The organism is Acidovorax sp. Q11, assembly GCF_054950075.1.
The window spans coordinates 115,950-133,601 of record NZ_JBUDZG010000009.1; the positions used below are offsets into that span (position 1 = coordinate 115,950).

12 protein-coding genes are annotated in these 17,652 nt (G+C 67.1%); 11 read left to right on the top strand and 1 reads right to left on the bottom strand.

Features of this window, described 5'->3' with window-relative positions; genetic code table 11:
* Positions 1-41: 41 nt before the first annotated feature.
* Positions 42-650, bottom strand: coding sequence for a hypothetical protein (locus tag ACYZGB_RS10215; RefSeq protein ID WP_462388113.1), 609 nt, complete (start codon positions 648-650; stop codon positions 42-44).
* 278 nt (positions 651-928) lie between these two features.
* On the opposite strand from ACYZGB_RS10215, the gene ACYZGB_RS10220 reads away from it, so the two are divergent.
* From ACYZGB_RS10220 to ACYZGB_RS10270, 11 genes are all read left to right on the top strand, one after another.
* Complete coding sequence (locus tag ACYZGB_RS10220; protein WP_462388114.1) at positions 929-6,925, top strand: alpha-2-macroglobulin family protein; 5,997 nt, start codon at positions 929-931, stop codon at positions 6,923-6,925.
* 52 nt (positions 6,926-6,977) lie between these two features.
* The gene (locus ACYZGB_RS10225; protein ID WP_462388115.1) at positions 6,978-7,346 is read left to right on the top strand and encodes a hypothetical protein; all 369 of its coding nucleotides are present in this window, start codon (positions 6,978-6,980) and stop codon (positions 7,344-7,346) included.
* A 19-nt stretch (positions 7,347-7,365) separates the two neighbouring features.
* Positions 7,366-7,695, top strand: a complete 330-nt coding sequence (locus tag ACYZGB_RS10230; RefSeq protein WP_462388116.1) for a hypothetical protein — start codon at positions 7,366-7,368, stop codon at positions 7,693-7,695.
* Entirely contained in the window at positions 7,685-10,039 is a 2,355-nt protein-coding gene (gene pbpC, locus ACYZGB_RS10235) for a penicillin-binding protein 1C (protein ID WP_462388117.1), read from the top strand. Before ACYZGB_RS10230 ends, pbpC begins: the two co-directional genes overlap by 11 nt.
* A gap of 84 nt (positions 10,040-10,123) precedes the next feature.
* Positions 10,124-12,403, top strand: coding sequence for a sensor domain-containing diguanylate cyclase (locus ACYZGB_RS10240; protein WP_462388118.1), 2,280 nt, complete (start codon positions 10,124-10,126; stop codon positions 12,401-12,403).
* 213 nt (positions 12,404-12,616) lie between these two features.
* Positions 12,617-13,780: an alpha-hydroxy acid oxidase gene (locus ACYZGB_RS10245; RefSeq protein WP_462388119.1), complete on the top strand. Its 1,164-nt coding sequence runs from the start codon at positions 12,617-12,619 to the stop codon at positions 13,778-13,780.
* Between the two features lie 162 nt (positions 13,781-13,942).
* Positions 13,943-14,518, top strand: a complete 576-nt coding sequence (locus ACYZGB_RS10250; RefSeq protein WP_462388120.1) for an RNA polymerase sigma factor — start codon at positions 13,943-13,945, stop codon at positions 14,516-14,518.
* A gap of 10 nt (positions 14,519-14,528) precedes the next feature.
* Positions 14,529-15,332 carry an anti-sigma factor gene (locus ACYZGB_RS10255; RefSeq protein ID WP_462388121.1) on the top strand — a complete coding sequence of 268 codons (804 nt, stop codon included), beginning with the start codon at positions 14,529-14,531 and terminating at the stop codon, positions 15,330-15,332.
* A 125-nt stretch (positions 15,333-15,457) separates the two neighbouring features.
* Complete coding sequence (locus ACYZGB_RS10260; RefSeq protein ID WP_462388122.1) at positions 15,458-16,396, top strand: DUF3034 family protein; 939 nt, start codon at positions 15,458-15,460, stop codon at positions 16,394-16,396.
* Positions 16,397-16,410: 14 nt separating this feature from the next.
* Positions 16,411-16,869 (top strand): group I truncated hemoglobin, encoded by a 459-nt coding sequence (locus ACYZGB_RS10265; RefSeq protein ID WP_462388123.1) that lies wholly within the window; start codon positions 16,411-16,413, stop codon positions 16,867-16,869.
* A gap of 6 nt (positions 16,870-16,875) precedes the next feature.
* Positions 16,876-17,631 carry a cupredoxin domain-containing protein gene (locus ACYZGB_RS10270; RefSeq protein ID WP_462388124.1) on the top strand — a complete coding sequence of 252 codons (756 nt, stop codon included), beginning with the start codon at positions 16,876-16,878 and terminating at the stop codon, positions 17,629-17,631.
* Positions 17,632-17,652 lie beyond the last annotated feature (21 nt).

Sequence of the window (17,652 nt, forward strand, 5' to 3'; positions counted from 1 at the left end):
GGGGAGGGGCCTGGAGCCGCCCCGTTCCCTTCCGCTTTGCTTCAGTGCAGGGCCACCTGGGACTCTGCCCGGGGCGCGCTGCCCAGGCCATGGCCTATTTTCTTGCCCGCCTCGGGCGGTGGCAGCACGGCGGGCAGGCCCAGGGCCTGGATGGCCAGCTCTCGGTGCCAGCCCTGGATGTGGTGCAGGTGGTGCTCTTCGTTTTTCTCCACGGCCTTGTGGGCGGCCTTCAGTGTCTGGCCCACGTCGCCCACTGCCACCCGGGCCACCCGGCCCAGCAGCTCCCACTGGGCGTGGTTGCTGGTTTCGGTGTGCAGCACACATTCGCAGGCGATGCGCTGGGCGGTGTCCGGGTCGCAAGTGCGCTGGGCCGTCTCGATGGCCTGCACCCATGTGTTGCCCAGCTGCCGGGCCACGGCCCGCGCGGCGGTGGGGGCGTCCGGGTCCAGGCCCAGTGCATGGCACATGCGGCGCACCACGCCTTGGTGCGCCTGGCTGTCCTTGAGGTAGCCCTGCCATTCCTTCCTCAGGGCCGGGTGGTGGGCGCAGGCAAGGGCGGCGCGGTACACCCGCTCGCCCACCTGTTCGGTTTCCATCATCTGCAGCACCAGCTCGTCCAGCTGGTGGCTGTCGTAATGCACGCGGTTCATGGCGTCTCCTTGCTGTGGGATTGGCGTGGGCCGCGCTGGGCTGGAGGAGTGCCGTGCAACGCAGCAGCTTGGAACAGGTTTTTTGCCAGTGTGCGCACTTTAGGCGGGTCTGTCCATGGGGGAAAAAATCCGATGGCCGCCTTGCAGTCGGCATACGTAAGCGCTTGCAACGTTGCGCTGGCGGTGGTGCCGTTTTGTTACGCTCGCAGGTCGTGCAATTCCCCTTCCCCGCGCGGGGCCACTGGGGAGGTCCGCCCTGGTTCCTTCGGAGGGGAAAAATGAACAAAAAACAATGGATGCTGGCGGCCAGCCTGTCGCTAGTGGCCTGGGGGGCGCAGGCCCTGCAGATCAGCAGCTTCTCGCCGCAGGGCGAAGTCGCGCAGGTGCGCCAGGTGGTAGTCAAGTTTGATGCCGCTGCCGTCAACTTTGGCGACCCCAAGGCCCCGGCGCCGCTGACCCTGAGCTGCAGCGACGCCAGTGCGGCCAAAGGCACGGGCCGCTGGACCAGCGAGCGCGAGTGGGTTTTCGACTTTGAAAGTGACCTGCCACCCGGCGTGCGCTGCACCGCAACGGTCAAACCCGGGTTCAAATCGGCCTCTGGCGCTGACCTGGCGGGCGCCAAAAGCTATCAATTCAATAGCGGCGGACCGTTTGTGCAGACTATCCGCCCCAGTACCTACGAACAGATCGACGAAGAGCAGTTCTTTGTGCTGCAGCTCAATGGGCCTGCCACCACGGCCAGCGTCCAGGCCAATGTCTGGTGCACGATGGAAGGCGTGGGCGAGCGCGTGCCGGTGCGCCTGATCGAGGGGGCGCAGCGCGCCGAAATCCTGAAAACGCTGGGGCTGGAAAAAAGCGCGGCGAAGGAGCCTTTGCAGTACGCCACGCTGGCCTGCAACCGTCGCTTCACCTCGGGCTCGCGCATGCAGATCGTGTTTGGCAAGGGCGTGGCCACGCCCAGCGGTGTGCCCAACACGGTGGAAAAACGCTTCGACTTCAAGGTGCGCGAGCCGTTTTCTGCCGAGTTCAGCTGCGAACGCGAGAACGCCCAGGCCGCCTGCCTGCCCATCCGCCCGCTGCAGCTGTCCTTCAACACGCCGGTGCCGCGCAACCTGGCCACGGCCATCCGCCTCAAGTCGGCCAAGGAAACCCTCAAGCCCCAGACCGATGGCGGCATCGAAAGCCAGAAGGGCGATGCGCTGGTCAACAGCGTGCAGTTTGCCGCGCCGCTGGCCGAAAACACGGCCTTCACGCTGGAGCTGCCCAAGGACTTCAAGGACGCCTCGGGCCGTCCGCTGCGCAATGCGGATAGTTTTCCGCTCAAGGTGTCCACTGGCGGCATGCCGCCCCTGGCCAAGTTTGCGGCGGCGCCGTTTGGCATCGTCGAGCGTTTTGCCGAAGGCCCCGCGTCGGACAAGCCACCTGCGCTGCTGCCAGTGACCTTGCGCAATGTGGAGGCAGCCCTGCGCGTGCAGGGCCTGCAGCCGGGCACCCCCGGTGCGGCGGCAGCGGCGGGCAAGGTGAGCACGCTCCAGCCCGGCACCGACGCCGAGATCATTGCCTGGTTCCGCAAGGTCAAGCGCTATGACAACTACACGGTGGACCGCAAGCAGGCGCGCCAGGACGTGACCGGCCCCCTGCCCAAGGCGCTGGACGACGACCGCAGCCATGTGCAGACGCGCATGCTGTCCCTGTTGGCGGGCAAGGGGGGCGTGAAGACGCTGGACCTGCCCAAACCCGCGAGCAACGACCCGCGCCCGTTCGAGGTGGTCGGCATTCCGCTGCCGCCGGGCTTCCATGTGGTGGAGATCGCGTCGCAAAAACTCGGCGCCTCGCTGCTGGACGACCGCCATGGCGAGGGCCGCACGATGTACGTGCGCACCTCTGCCCTGGTCACCAACCTGGGCGTGCACTTCAAGCTGGGGCGCGAGAACGCCATGGCCTGGGTGACCACGCTGGACAAGGGCCAGCCCGTGCAGGGCGCCAAGGTGCGCGTGTCCGACTGCCGGGGCAACGAGGTGGGCAGCGCCACCACCGACGCCCAGGGCGTGGCCCGGCTTGAGGGGCTGTCGTCCGAGGCGCCCACCTGCAGCGGCGACGACTGGACCCAGGCCTACTTCGTGAGCGCACGCTCCAAGGGGGGCGACGGGGTGGAGGACATGGCCTTCACCTGGAGCGACTGGCAGCGTGGCATCGAGCCCTGGCGCTTCAACGTGCCCACCCACAGCGGCCCGCGTGCCACCGAGCGTGCCCACACCATCTTCGATCGCACGCTGTTTCGTGCGGGCGAAACCGTGTCGATGAAGCATCTGCTGCGCACCGAAACCCGCAAGGGCTTTGGCTTGCCCGACGCGCGGCCCGAGACCCTGGTCATCACCCACCTGGGCAGCGGCCAGCAGTTCACTCAGCCGCTGGCCTGGCGCGGCACCGCAACCGGTGGCCTCAGCGCCCAGAGCAGTTTTGCCATTCCGCCTGCGGCCAAGCTGGGCGTGTACCAGGTGGAGCTGCGCAACGATGCGGACAACGAACGCAGCTTCGGCTCGGGCGAGTTCCGGGTCGAGGAGTTCCGCCTGCCGGTGCTGGAAGGCCGCATTGCGCCCGCCGACAAGAAGGCGCTGGTGCGGGTGCGCTCGGTGCCCACCGATGTGCAGATCAATTACGTGGCCGGTGGCGGCGCAGCCCACCTGCCGGTGCGTGTGTCGGCCATGGTGCGCGGCAAGACCCTGCAGTACAGCGACTACGAGGCGTTCAGCTTCTACCCGCCGCGCAAGCGCGATGCGTCCAATGCCAGCAGCGACGATGAAGAAGCCACTGCCAGCCAGGATGCGCGCGTGATTGCCGACAAGCTGCCGCTCACGCTCAACAAGGACGGCGCGGGCAAGGTCACCATCGACAACGTGCCGCAGGCGCGCCAGCCGCAGGAGCTGGTGATGGAAGCCACCTACGCCGACCCCAATGGCGAGGTGCAGACCATCCGCAGCGTGCAGGCCCTGTGGCCTGCGGGCGTGGTGGCAGGCATCAAGACCGAGGGCTGGGTGTCGGCCCGCCAGAAGATCCGCTTCCAGGCACTGGCGCTGCAGCACACGGGCAAACCCGCGCCCGACACGGCGCTGCAGGTGCAGGCCGTGGCGCGCATCACCACCACCACGCGCAAGCGCATGGTGGGCGGCTTCTACAGCTACGACAACCAGACCGAAACCAAGGACCTGGGCACGCTGTGCAGCGGCAAGGCTGACGCGCGTGGCCTGCTGCTGTGCGAATCCAAGCTCGACGAACCCGGCGAGGTGGAACTGGTCGTGACGGCCACCGACAAGGACGGCAACACCAGCGTGGCCGCGTCGTCGGTGTGGGTCACACGCCAGGGCGAGCTGTGGTTTGGTGGCGAAGACCACGACCGCATCGACCTGCTGCCCGAGAAGAAGAGCTACCAGCCCGGCGAGACCGCCAAGTTCCAGGTGCGCATGCCGTTCCGCTACGCCACGGCGCTGGTGGCGGTGGAGCGCGAAGGCATCATCGACACCCAGGTGGTGCAGCTCAACGGGCAGGACCCCACGGTGAGCCTCAAGATCCAGCCCGAGTGGGGCCCGAATGTGTACGTGAGCGTGCTGGCCCTGCGCGGCCGCCTGCGCGAAGTACCGTGGTACAGCTTCTTCACCTGGGGCTTCAAGTCGCCGAGCGAATGGTGGACATCCTTCTGGTACGAAGGCCGTGAATACCAGGCGCCCACCGCGCTGGTAGACCTCTCCAAGCCCGCCTACCGCCTGGGCCTGGCCGAAATCCGCGTGGGCACGCAGGCCCACCAGATCGATGTGAAGGTGCAGGCCGACAAGGAAAGCTACGCCGTGCGCGGCAAGGCGCAGGTCACCATCACCGCGACCCTGCCAGGCGGCAAGCCCGCCGCGAATGCCGAGGTGGCCGTTGCCGCCGTGGACCAGGCCTTGCTGGAGCTGATGCCCAACAACAGCTGGAACCTGCTCGAAGCCATGCTCCAGCGCCGCAGCTGGGGCGTGGAGACATCGACGGCGCAGATGGAAATCATCGGCCGGCGCCACTATGGCAAGAAGGCCGTGCCCGCAGGCGGTGGTGGCGGCAAGGCGCAGACGCGCGAGCTGCTCGACACGCTGCTGCTGTGGCAGCCCGCCATCCAGCTCGACGCCAACGGCCAGGCCAAGGTGACGGTGCCGCTCAACGATGCGCTCACCACCTTCAAGATCGTGGCGGTGGCCGATGCGTCCACCGGCCTGTTCGGCACCGGCAGCACCAGCATCCGTAGCGCGCAGGACCTGCAGATCATCAGTGGCCTGCCGCCCCTGGTGCGCGAGGACGACCAGTTCCGCGCCCAGCTCACGCTGCGCAACACCACCAAGGCGGCCATGAAGGTCGAGGTGGCGCCGCGCGCCACGCTGCTGGACCTGAAACCACAAACCGTGGACATCCCCGCCGGTGAATCGCGCGAGGTGGCCTGGACGGTGACCGCACCCGCCCAGCTCGCGCAGACCCGCGCCCAGGCCATCCTGTGGGAGATCGAAGCCAAGGACACGGTCAGTGGCGCGCGCGATGCGCTCAAGGCCAGCCAGAAGCTGATCCCAGCCGTGCCGCTCACCGTGCAGCAGGCCACGCTGGCGCAGGTCGATGGCAGCTTCAACCTGGATGTGAACCCGCCCGCTGACGCCTTGCCGGGCCGGGGTGGCCTCAAGCTGGCGCTGCAGCCCAAGCTGGCCGAAGGCCTGCCGGGCGTGCGCGACTGGTGGGCCCGCTACCCCTTCGCCTGCCTGGAGCAAAAGACCAGCAAGGCCGTGGGCCTGCGCGACGGCGCGCTGTGGCAGACCGTGGTGGCGCAGCTGCCCACCTACCTGGACAGCGACGGCCTGGCCAACTACTTCCCGCCGCGCGATGGCGACAGCAACCGGGGCAGCGACACGCTCACCGCCTACGTGCTGGCCGCCACGCACGAGGCCGCCGCCATCAACCCCGCCTTTGCGCTGCCGGACGACGTGCGCGCACCCATGGAGCGCGGCCTGATCGCCTTCATCGAAGGCCGCATCGAACGCAGCTTCTGGAGCCCGCGCAAGGACCTGGACATGCGCAAGCTCGCCGCCATCGAGGCGCTGTCGCGCTACGGCAAGGCCCAGGGCCGCATGGTGAGCAGCATCACCATCGCGCCCAACCAGTGGCCCACGCATGCGGTGATCGACTGGGTGAATGTCTTGAAGCGCGTGGCCGATGTGCCCCAGCGCGACCAGCGCCTGGCCGAGGCCCAGCAGATCCTGCGCGCGCGCCTGTCGTTCCAGGGCACCAAGCTCATCTTCAGCACCGAGCAGGACGACTACTGGTGGTGGCTGATGCAAAACGGTGATGTGAACACCGCGCGCCTGATGCTGGCCGTGATGGACGACCCGGCCTGGAAGGACGACATGGGCCGCCTGGCCAACGGCTTCATCAGCCGCCAGCAGGCGGGTGCCTGGCACACCACCACGGCCAACCTGTGGGGCGGGCTGGCACTGGAAAAATTCAGTGCCAAGTTCGAGGCCGTGCCGGTGTCCGGCACCACTAAGGCCAGCATGGGTGGCAACACCGCCGCCGTGGACTGGAGCAAGGTCGAGCGCGTGAAAACCAGCGACCTGACCGGTGCGCCCCACCAGGGCACCTGGTTTGGTGCGCCTGCATCGCCGGGCAACCTGAAGAACAACGGCATGTTCCTGCCCTGGGCTAACGCGGCAGGCAAGACCGGTGGCAAGGAGCAGCTCTCCGTCACGCACCAGGGCCCCGGCAAGCCGTGGCTCACGCTGCAGTCGGTGGCCGCTGTTCAGCTCAAGGCACCGTTTGCAGCAGGCTATGCCATCACCAAGACCATCACGCCGGTGGAGCAGGCCAACAAATCGCTGCCCGCAGGCCAGTACACACGCGGCGACGTGCTGCGCGTGACGCTGGAGGTGAACGCCAGCGCCGACATGACCTGGGTGGCCATCACCGACCCCATCCCGGGCGGCGCCACCATCCTGGGCAGCGGCCTGGGCCGCGACTCGGCCATCGCCACGCAGGGCGAAAAGGCGCGCACCGGCCCCGGCTGGCCCGCGTTCGAGGAGCGCAGCTTCGAGTCCTTCCGCAGCTACTACGACTACCTGCCCAAGGGCACGGTCAAGATGGAATACACCGTGCGCCTGAACAACGTGGGTGACTTTGCGCTGCCGCCCAGCCGGGTCGAGGCGATGTACGCACCCGAAATGTTTGGCGAGTTCCCCAACGCGCGGGTGAAGGTGGAGGCGGCCCGGTAGGCCGCAGCGCCATGCCTCCTTCCGTTGTGAGCCCGCTTGGTTGCGGCCCGCCATGAGCCTCAGTGTTTTTGTCGAGCTGCGGTTCTGGCTGCTGGTGGTGTTTTCGCTGGTGCTGCCAGCGGGCATCTACGCGCTGCTGCTGGCCACGCGCTCCATCTCGCGCATGGCGGTGCTGGGTTTTGGCGTGGCGCTGGTGCTGATTGCGGGGGTGGATGTGTACCTGCTGCAGTCGCTCGCGTCCCTGGCCAAGACCACGCCGTCGCTGGCAGACGACGCGGTGTTCATTTCCGAGCTGTCCATCGCGCTGTACGTGCTGCCCGTGGTGTTTGGCGGCATCGGCGTCAACCTGATGTCGCACGTGCTGCTGCGCCACCTGAGCGAGGCAGAAACCCGGTTTGACCGGGAGCATCCCGGTGATTGAACGGCGGCCATTCCCCTTCATGCGCGCCGCGTGGTGCGCGGTGCTGGCTGGCGCCCCGCTGGCCGCCCATGCCCATGGGCAGGAGGTGCTGGCCATGGCCTACGCCCAGGTTGCGGTGGTGGCGGTGTGCCTGCTGCTGGCTTGGTGGGTGCCCCCGCTGCGCGCGGCCCGCTGGTTGGCGGTGCTGGGCTGTGGGGCCGGGGTGGTGGTGGCGTGGGCGCGGGTGCTGGATCTGCCCCGCCAGTCCCACGCGGGCGAGATCATGGCCTGGCTGGTGCTCGCGCCGTTGTCGGGCGTGGTTGCCGCCGTGGTCTGGGCCCGGATTCGCAGAGGCCGTGATGGCCGCTGAGAGGGCGCGTGCTGTGTGGTGCCTGTGCGGGCGGCTGCGGCATGCCCTGGGTGTGCAACTGTTGTTTGCTATATTTTTAATAGCTGTCACGGCAAATCCAGCGCGCGCAATCCCCACTTTTGATGAAGTTCGCGCCGATTTCAAGCCCTCCGACACCTTGCTGCTCTCGCGCGAAGGCGAGGTGCTGCAGCGCCTGCGCACCGACCCCACGGTGCGGCGCGGCCAGTGGGTGCCGCTGGCCGATATCTCGCCCGCGCTGCGCCAGGCCCTGGTGCTGAGCGAGGACAAGCGTTTTTTTGAACACAGCGGCGTGGACTGGCGCGCGGCATCGGCCGCCGCCTGGGGCAACCTGTGGAACCAGCGCACGCGCGGGGCCAGCACCATCACCATGCAGCTGGCGGGTTTGCTCGACGGCGACTGGCGCCAGGGCCCCGGCGGCCGTACCGTGGTGCAAAAGCTCGGCCAGACGGTGGCCGCCCAGGTGCTAGACCGGCGCTGGCGCAAGGACCAGATCCTGGAGGCCTACCTCAACCTTGTGCCGTTTCGCAGCGAGTTGGTGGGCATCGATGCGCTGAGCCGCACGCTGTTTGGCAAGGCTGCGCATGGCCTGGACGACCGCGAAGCGGCGGTGGCCGCTGCCCTGGTGCGCGCGCCCAATGCGCGGCCTGCGCTGGTGGCGCAGCGCGCTTGCGGGGTGCTGCGCGATATGCAGCGGGGCGCCCGCATCGACTGCGATGCGCTCGACCTGTTCACCACCGCCGCGCTGCAGCGCCGCGCATTTGACGCGAGCGAAGGCGTGGCCCCGCACTTTGCGCGCCACCTGCTGCGCCAGCGTTTTGGCAAGGACGCTGCGGTGCCCGAACGTGTGCTGAGCACGCTGCGCGCGCCCCTGCAGCGTTTTGCCATGCAGACCCTGCAGCAGCACCTGCGCGAGCTGCGCGGCCGCAATGTGGAAGACGGTGCGGTGCTGGTGCTCGACAACGCCACGGGCGCGGTGCTGGCCTGGGTGGGCTCATCGGGCCAGCTCAGCCAGGCGAGCGAGGTGGACGGCGTGCTGGCGCTGCGCCAGCCGGGCTCCACGCTCAAGCCTTTTCTGTATGGGCAGGCGATTGCGGAGCGCCGCCTCACGGCCGCGTCGCTGGTGGATGACTCGCCCGCGCACATCGCCACGGCGGGCGGGCTCTACATCCCGCAGAACTACGACCGCCAGTTCAAAGGCTGGGTGTCGGTGCGCACCGCGCTGGCCGCCTCGCTGAATGTGCCAGCGGTGCGCACGCTGGTCATGGTCACGCCCGACGCGTTCCATCGCCAGCTCGGCGCCGTGGGCCTGCCGCTGCGTGAAAGCGGCGACTACTTTGGCTACAGCCTGGCGCTGGGCAGCCCCGAGGTGCCGCTGCTGCACCTGACCAATGCGTTCCGCACGCTGGCCAACGGCGGGCGGCTCAGCCCGGTGGCGCTGGCTGCGCCTGGGCCGGGGCGGGCTCCCGCTTTCACGGCGGCCCTGGACCCGCGCGCGGCCTTCATCGTGGGCGACATCCTCTCGGACGGCAATGCGCGTGCGCGCACCTTCGGCACCGACAGCGTGCTGGCCACGCGCTTCTGGACGGCGGTGAAAACCGGCACCAGCAAGGACATGCGCGACAACTGGGCCGTGGGCTGGTCGGAGCGCTACACCGTGGGCGTGTGGGTGGGCAACGCCAGCGGCGCGGCCATGCACGACGTGAGCGGCACCAGCGGCGCGGCGCCCATCTGGGCGGCGGTGATGGGCTTCTTGCACGCGCGCGAGCCCAGCCGTGCGCCCAAGGCCACGGCGGGCCTGCTCCAGGCCGGAGTGCGGTTTGGCCCGGGGCCCGTGGCCGGTGGCCTGCCGGGTGCTGCGCCCGACCCCCGCCCGCCGCTGGAGGCCGCGCGCAGCGAATGGTTTCTGCAAGGCACGCAGCAAGCCTTGTTTGCTATTGATTCAATAGCTGAAAAGGCATATCCATCGCGCGCAGAAGGCCAAAAAGGCTTCAAAAAGTCGCCCACCCAGGTGGTGGACACGCCTTCCGGCCCCGCCCGCATCACCGCGCCCGCGCCCGGCACCATCATTGCGCTGGACCCGGACATCCCCCCCGCGCGCCAGCGCCTGCAGTTCACGGCCACGGGCGACGGGCTGCTCTGGCGCATGGACGGCAAGCCGCTGGGCCGGGGACCGCGTGTGGCCTGGCTGCCCTGGCCAGGGCGGCATGTGGTGCAGATCACCAACGCCCAGGGGCTGGTGCTGGACGAGATCCGCATCGAGGTGCGGGGGGCAGGGGTTGCTGCGGGTGCCGCGGCGCCCCAGATCAGGGCTGCTGGGCATTGACGCGCTCAAAGCCTAGGAATACGGTGTGAATTCCCCATTCAGCGTCCCAATACGGGTCGTCTAAAATGGTTACAAATTATTTCTATGCCGTTTTTGCGCCAGTTCTTTTCGCATCGCCTGATCTGGCTTGCTGTGTTGGTCTCGCTGGGGATCGGTGCGCTGTTTGCGCGCTCGATCTGGACCATCCGCCAGGACGAGTGGAACTACGCCGTGCAGACCAATGCCAACCTGGTGCAGACCCTGGAGCAGGGCCTGGACTGGGTGCTGGATTCGTTTGACAAGTCGCTGGAGGGCGTGGCCCGCGAGGTGAGCCGCTCCGATGTTTGGACGATGGCGCCCGAGATGCGCTCCCGCGTTGTTTTCGACAATTCCTTGCGTGCCAGAGGGGCAGGGGACATGCTTGTGCTCGATGCCCAGGGCAACGTCATCCTCGATTCAGGCTCGCTCACGCCGCGCAAGGTCAACTTGGCGGACAGAGACTACTTCATAGCGTTCAAGCAGGACGGGCACCAGGGTCTGTACATCGGCAAACCCGTGCCCTCGCGCATCACGGGGCTCAACATCCTGCCCCTGTCGCGGGCCTACTACCATGCCGATGGTCGTTTTGCGGGCGTGGTGGTGGGGGCCGTGCGGCTGAGCTACTTCAACGAACTCTTCGGCGCGCTGGACATGGGCCCCAGCAGCGGCGTCAACCTGTTTCGCCGCGACGGCGTGGTGATCTCGCGCTTCCCGTACGGCGACATGGATGTGGGCAAGACGATTGCCGGGTCGCCCAACATGGTGCGCTTTCAGAAGGAAGGCAATGGTGCATTTGTAGGCACAGCGGCGCTCGATGGTGTGGAGCGCCTGTATTCCTTCCGGCATGTGGGTGAGTTCCCGTTAATCATTAACGTGGCCCAGGCCACTGAAACCATCCTGGGGAAGTGGTACCGCAGCTCCTTGTGGGCGGGCGGATTCACCCTGTTATTGATGGCGGCCTGCCTGGGGCTAGCCCTGCTGTTTGTGCGCGAGCTGGCCCTGCGTCAGAAGATCGCGGCCCAACTCAGCGAGGCCGAGCACGACGTACGCACCATCCTCAACAACATGCCGTCCATGATCGGTTACTGGGACGCCCAGCTGTTCAATCGCTTTGCCAACAAGTCTCACTTCGAGTGGTTCGGCATAACGCCCGAGCGGCTACGCGGTATGCATTTTAGTGAGCTGGTGGGGTCTGACCGTTTTGCCAAGCACAAGCCTTTTCTTGAGCGCGCCCTGCAGGGAGAGCCACAACTTTTCGAGAGCACCTTGCTCGATGTGCATGGGGTGTCGCGCCACATCATTCTCTCGTACGTACCCGACATCGTAGGGGATACCGTGCGTGGCATTTTTGTGCAGACCACCGACATCTCCGAGCGCAAGCGCATGGAGGACGAGTTGTTCGACGAGAAGGAACGCGTGCGCCTCACGCTGCAGTCGATTGGTGACGCCGTGGTCTGCTCGGACGCAAAGGGCTCGGTGACCTACCTCAACCCGGCGGCCGAACGCCTGACAGGCTGGCAGGCCTTCGATGCGGCGGGCCACAACGTCGATGAGGTGGTGTGCCTGCGCAGCCCCGACAACGATGCCCTGCTGTCCAGCCCCTTGCGCATGGCTATCGAGCATGGCAACGTGATGGAGGCCGTGCGGGGTGTAGTGGTGCACCGCAGCAGCAGCCAGCGTTTCCAAGTGGAAGAAACCGCCAGCCCTATCACTGACCGCCATGGCTCCGTCAACGGGGCGGTGGCCGTACTGCGCGATGTGACCGAGGCCGTGGCTATGGCCGAACGCATGGCGCATCTGGCGCAGTACGACGCGCTCACCGACTTGCCCAACCGCGTGCTGCTGCACGACCGCGCTCAGCTGGCCATTGCCCAGGCGCGGCGCGACGGCAAGTCGCTGGCCGTGATGTACTTGGACCTGGATGGCTTCAAGGAGGTCAACGATCGCCTGGGCCACGACGTGGGCGATGTGCTGCTGGTGCAGTTTGCCCAGCGCCTGAAGGCGGCCGTGCGAGCATCCGACACCGTGTGCCGCCAGGGCGGCGACGAGTTTGTGGTATTGCTGCCTGGCCTTGACGGCGCTGAGCCCGCACGCAGTGTGGCGCGCAAGATCCTAGCGTCCTGCGACGCTTCTTTCGATCTAGCCGACCAGTCCATGCGGGTGGGGCTCAGTGGTGGCATCGCGCTGTTCCCGCAGCATGGAGATACCTTCGACGCGCTCTCGCGCCATGCCGACAGTGCGATGTATGCCGCCAAGCGCGGCGGTCGCATGCGCTTCATGCTCTATCGGGGGCCGGACGCGCAGCCTGAAGCCGTGCTGCCCGACGCTGTGGTGGGCGGCGGATGAGGTGTGATGGTTGTGATTTGCTACTTTTTTTGTAGCTATAAGCGTATGACCATCGCGCGGTAACGGCATTTTACTCTTGAAGAAGTGCCGCAGCCGCGCCACACGCAGGGTGCTGCGCTGGATTTTTTTTGCAGCCCCTCGAAATTTTTTTTGATGGCTGGCCGATGCCCCAGCGCCTACCATCTGGCGCAATTCCCATCCTGGAGAGCCTGCGTGCCTGACTTGTCCAAAATCACCTGCATCGAAGACCTGCGTGCCGTTGCCCAGCGCCGCGTGCCGCGCATGTTCTATGACTACGCCGATTCAGGCTCGTACACCGAGGGCACCTACCGCGCCAACGAAAGCGACTTCCAGCGCATCAAGCTGCGCCAGCGCGTGGCCGTGAACATGGAAGGCCGCAGCACGCGCACCACCATGGTCGGCCAGGACGTGGCCATGCCCGTGGCCATTGCGCCCACGGGCCTCACCGGAATGCAGCATGCCGACGGCGAAATTCTGGGCGCCAAGGCGGCCAAGGCGTTTGGCATCCCGTTCACGCTCTCGACCATGAGCATCTGCTCCATTGAGGACATTGCCGAACACACGGGCCGCCACCCGTTCTGGTTCCAGGTCTACGTGATGCGCGACCGCGACTTCATCGAGCGCCTGATCGACCGCGCCAAGGCCGCCAACTGCTCGGCGCTGCAGCTCACGCTCGATCTGCAGATCCTGGGCCAGCGCCACAAGGACATCAAGAACGGTCTCTCGGCCCCGCCCAAGCCCACCATCGCCAACCTCATCAATCTGGCCACCAAGCCGCGCTGGTGCCTGGGCATGCTGGGCACGAAGCGCCGCAGCTTCGGCAACATCGTGGGCCATGCCAAGGGCGTGGGTGATCTGTCGTCGCTGTCGTCGTGGACGGCCGAGCAGTTTGACCCGCAGCTCAACTGGGGCGATGTGGAGTGGATCAAGAAGCGCTGGGGCGGCAAGCTGATCTTGAAGGGCATCATGGACGCCGAAGACGCGCGGCTGGCGGTGAACAGCGGGGCCGATGCCCTCATCGTCAGCAACCACGGCGGCCGCCAGCTCGATGGCGCGCCATCGTCGATTGCCGCGCTGCCCGGCATTGCCGATGCAGCGGGCAAGGACATCGAGGTGTGGATGGATGGCGGCATCCGCAGCGGGCAGGACGTGCTCAAGGCCCGCGCGCTGGGCGCACGGGGCACGCTGATCGGGCGCAGCTTTTTGTACGGCCTGGGCGCTTATGGCGAGGCGGGCGTGACGCGCGCGCTGCAGATCATCCAGAAGGAACTGGACATCACCATGGCGTTCTGCGGCCACACCAACATCAACACGGTGGACCGTTCCATCCTGCTGCCGGGCACGTACCCGGTTTGAGATTTGTGCGAGGGCTGACAGAGCCCGCACCCCGAAAGGCCGCATTGCGGCCTTTCTCCTTTTCTGGGGCTGCCACTGAATCCAGCGGGCAGGTTGTGGCGTATTCACCCACAGACGATGCCCCCAATCCGCGAATCCAGACCGATCCCACACAATGGGCGCATGAGCACCCGCCACCCCGACAGTGAACTGATGGACCTCCTTGACCGCATTGCCGCGCAGGACGATTCCGCGCTGAAAAGCCTGTACGACCGCAGGGCGTCGCAGCTTTTTGGCCTGGCCTTGCGCATTGTCCGCAACCGCGATGCGGCCGAGGACGTGCTGCAGGAGGCGTTTTTGACCATCTGGCGCAGCGCGGGCAGCTACCGCGCGTCGCTCAGCCCGCCCATGGCCTGGATGGGCCTGATCGTGCGCAGCCGGGCGCTGGATGCCCTGCGCAAGCGCACCTCCGACCGGGCCGATCTGATGAACGAGCTGGACGATGACATGGCGCAGACGCTGGAAGGCGACTCGCCCAACCCCATGGATGCCGCCGACGCCAGCGAGCAGGCCTTTGCCCTGCACCACTGCCTGGGCAAGCTGGAGAGCAAACAGCGCGAGGTGGTGAGCCTGGCCTACTTGCGCGACCAGAGCCACGGCGAGCTGGCCGAGCAGCTCAAGCTGCCGCTGGGCACCGTCAAGACCTGGATTCGCCGGGGGCTGGAGCAACTGCGTGCCTGCATGGCGCGCTATGCCTGAGGTCGTCGCCATGAACATCACCCAACACCCCGACCTGCTCGACCGCCTGGCCGCCAGCTACGCGCTGGGCACGCTGCGCGGTGGCGCCCGCCGCCGCTTCGAGACACTCGCCCGCGAGCATGCCACCGTGCGCGCCGCCGCCCTGGTGTGGCAGACCCGCTGGTCGGGCCTGACCGAGCTGCAACCGCAGGCGGCGCCGTCGCCCGCCGTGTGGACGCGCATCGACAACCTGGTGCGGGCCGGCCAGCTGGAGCAGGCCATGCTGGCCGCCCGGCAGGCCGCGCCCGAACACACACCCGCGCCAGCCCCCGGCGGCTGGTGGCGCAATCTGCTGGTGTGGCGCGGTGCAGCTGCTGCCGGTGCCATCGCCACACTGGCGGCGGGTGTGGTGGGCGTGCAGGTCAACGGCGGCCTGCGCGCCACCACGGGGGCGCAGATTGCCGCCCTGCAGCAGCAACTGCAGGCCACGCCCCAGATTCAGTACGTGGCCGTGCTGGCCGACGACAAGGCCGCTGCCTCGATGCTGGTCACCTTCGACCCCAAAAACAACCAGCTGGTGCTGCAGCGCGTGGGGGGCTTCCAGGAGGGGGCGGACAAATCCCTGCAGCTATGGGCGCTGCCGCCTGCGGGTGGCCCGCGTTCGCTGGGTGTGCTGGGGCAGGACAAACTGCTGACGCTCGTGGCGGGCGAGGCCGATGTGCGCCAGGTGCCTGCGCTGGCCATCAGCCTGGAGCCCAAGGGCGGCGTGCCCAGCGAGACGGGGCCGACAGGGCCGGTGCTGTTCAAGGGTGAGCTGATTCAGCGGATGTTGTGACCGCTGGACTGGGGGGAAGCGTCACCCTGCCAGAAATTTTTGGGGATTCGTGAATCCGGTTGGCATTGGTGGTCGTATGTAGGTTGCAACAACTTCTTACACCCCGTTCTTCACCGGAGACCACGATGACCCACAGGCCCCCATTCCCCCTTCTGGCCGCAGCCGCGCTGACCCTGGTCAGCGGCCTGGCCCAGGCCGATACCGGCAAGCTACTGCTTACCGGCGGCGTCAGCACCATCGCCGGGTCAGCCGGTGGCGGGCTCACCCCATGGGCCGTGATCGGCAGCAACGCCACCGAAGGCGAGATGGGCGTGAGCGCCTACGCCACCCGCGCCGCCACGCAGGACTATGGCCTGACCGGCTATGGCGTGGCCCTGGGCCTGCACGACCGCCTGGAGCTGTCGCTGGCGCGGCAGGACTTTGATGCCTCGCCCGCTATCGCGCTCAACGGCATTGCACCCTTTGGTGTCACCCCGGGCCAGCACATCAAGATGGATGTGCTGGGCGTCAAGCTGAGGGTGGCGGGCGACGCCGTGCTCGACAGCGACAGCTGGATGCCGCAGATAGCGGTAGGGCTGGAGCACAAGCGGGTGCACCCGGGCTCCATCGGGTCGGTGCTGGACTTTCTGGGCACCAAAACCAGCGGTACCGATGTGTACGTGAGTGCGACCAAGCTGCTGCTGGCGCAGAGCGTGCTCGTCAACGGCACGCTGCGCTACACCAACGCCAACCAGAATGGCCTGCTGGGCTTTGGCTCGGCCGCACCCGGCAAGAACAGCCGCAGCCTGCAGCCCGAGTTCTCGGTGGCGTACCTCATCAACAAGCACCTGGCCGTGGGCGCCGAGTACCGCTTCAAGCCCAACAACCTGCAGGCGCTGGGCGCTGCCGCAGGCCTGGGCGCCGCGCTGCGCGAGGACGACTGGAAGGACATCTTTGTGGCCTGGGCGCCCAGCAAGAACGTGTCGCTCACGCTGGCCTATGTGGACCTGGGCCGCATCGTGCCCGGCATCACCAACAACCGCCGCCAGACGGGTTACTACCTGTCGGCCCAAGTCGCTTTCTGAGTGAGGAGATTGTCATGACGCACCACCGAACCCTCATCGCCCTTGCCATCGCTCTGGGGGCCGTGCTGGCCCCGCCAGCGTTTGCCCAGGGCACCGCCGCCATGGCCACGGCCCCTGCAGGCCTGTACCAGGCGCTGGGCGAGAAGCGCGGCATCACCCGGCTGATGGACGACTTTGTGAACCGTGTGTTCAAAGACCCACGCATTGGCGGCCACTTCAAGGACGTCAAACCCGCCGTCCTCAAGGAGAGTCTGACCGACCAGATCTGCCAGCTCAGTGGTGGCCCTTGCAAATATGAAGGCGCTGACATGAAATCGGCCCATGCCGACATGGACATCAACAAGGGTCACTTCAACGCCCTGGTCGAGGTGCTGCAAAGCGCCATGGATGCCCAGGGCATACCCTTCACCCAGCAAAACCGCTTGCTAGCCCTGCTGGCGCCCATGCACCGAGACGTGATCACCACCCGTTGAACCACCATGAAGAAAACTCTTGTTTTGATAGCTATCAGCGCTTTGTGGACAGGCGCTAGCGCCGGAAATGTCCAGATCCAGGTGCTGGACCGCGAGGGCAAGCCCGTGCCCGACGCCGTGGTGGTGATTTACCCCGGCAACGCAGCGGGCGCGCCGCCCAGCCTGCTGCAGGCCAGCCCCACCATCGAGCAGGAAAAAATGCGCTTTGTGCCTGCGGTGACGGTGGTGTCTGCAGGCACCACGGTGCGCTTCACCAACCAGGACCGCTGGGACCACCATGTGCGCGGCAACCCCACCGGCGTGGCACCGGCTGCCGCGCCCGGTGCAGCGACCAGCACCAATTTCGAGTTGCGCCTAGCGGGCAAGACAGACGGCAAGCCCGCCAACTTTGCCGACGTGAAGCTCGACACCCCTGGTGTGGTGCTGCTGGGCTGCCACCTGCATGGCTCCATGCGCGGCCATGTGTTCGTGACGGACTCGGCCTGGTCGCTCAAGACTGACAACGACGGGATTGCGCGCTTCCCCTCCGTGCCCGACGGCGCCGCCCAGGTACGCGTGTGGCACGCCGAACAGCTGGTGGACCTACCGCGCAAGGCACTGAACGTGGTGCCTGGCCCGGTGCTCGACACCGTGCAGCTCAGCGTGGTGCCCCGCGTGCGCCGCACCCCACCGGCCACCCCCGGCAACACCCCGGGCGGGCCCATGGGGGCATACAGCCAGGCGCCAACACAAGGCGCCCACGCCCACCACCGCGGGAGCTGACCCACCGCCACGGTGGGTGGT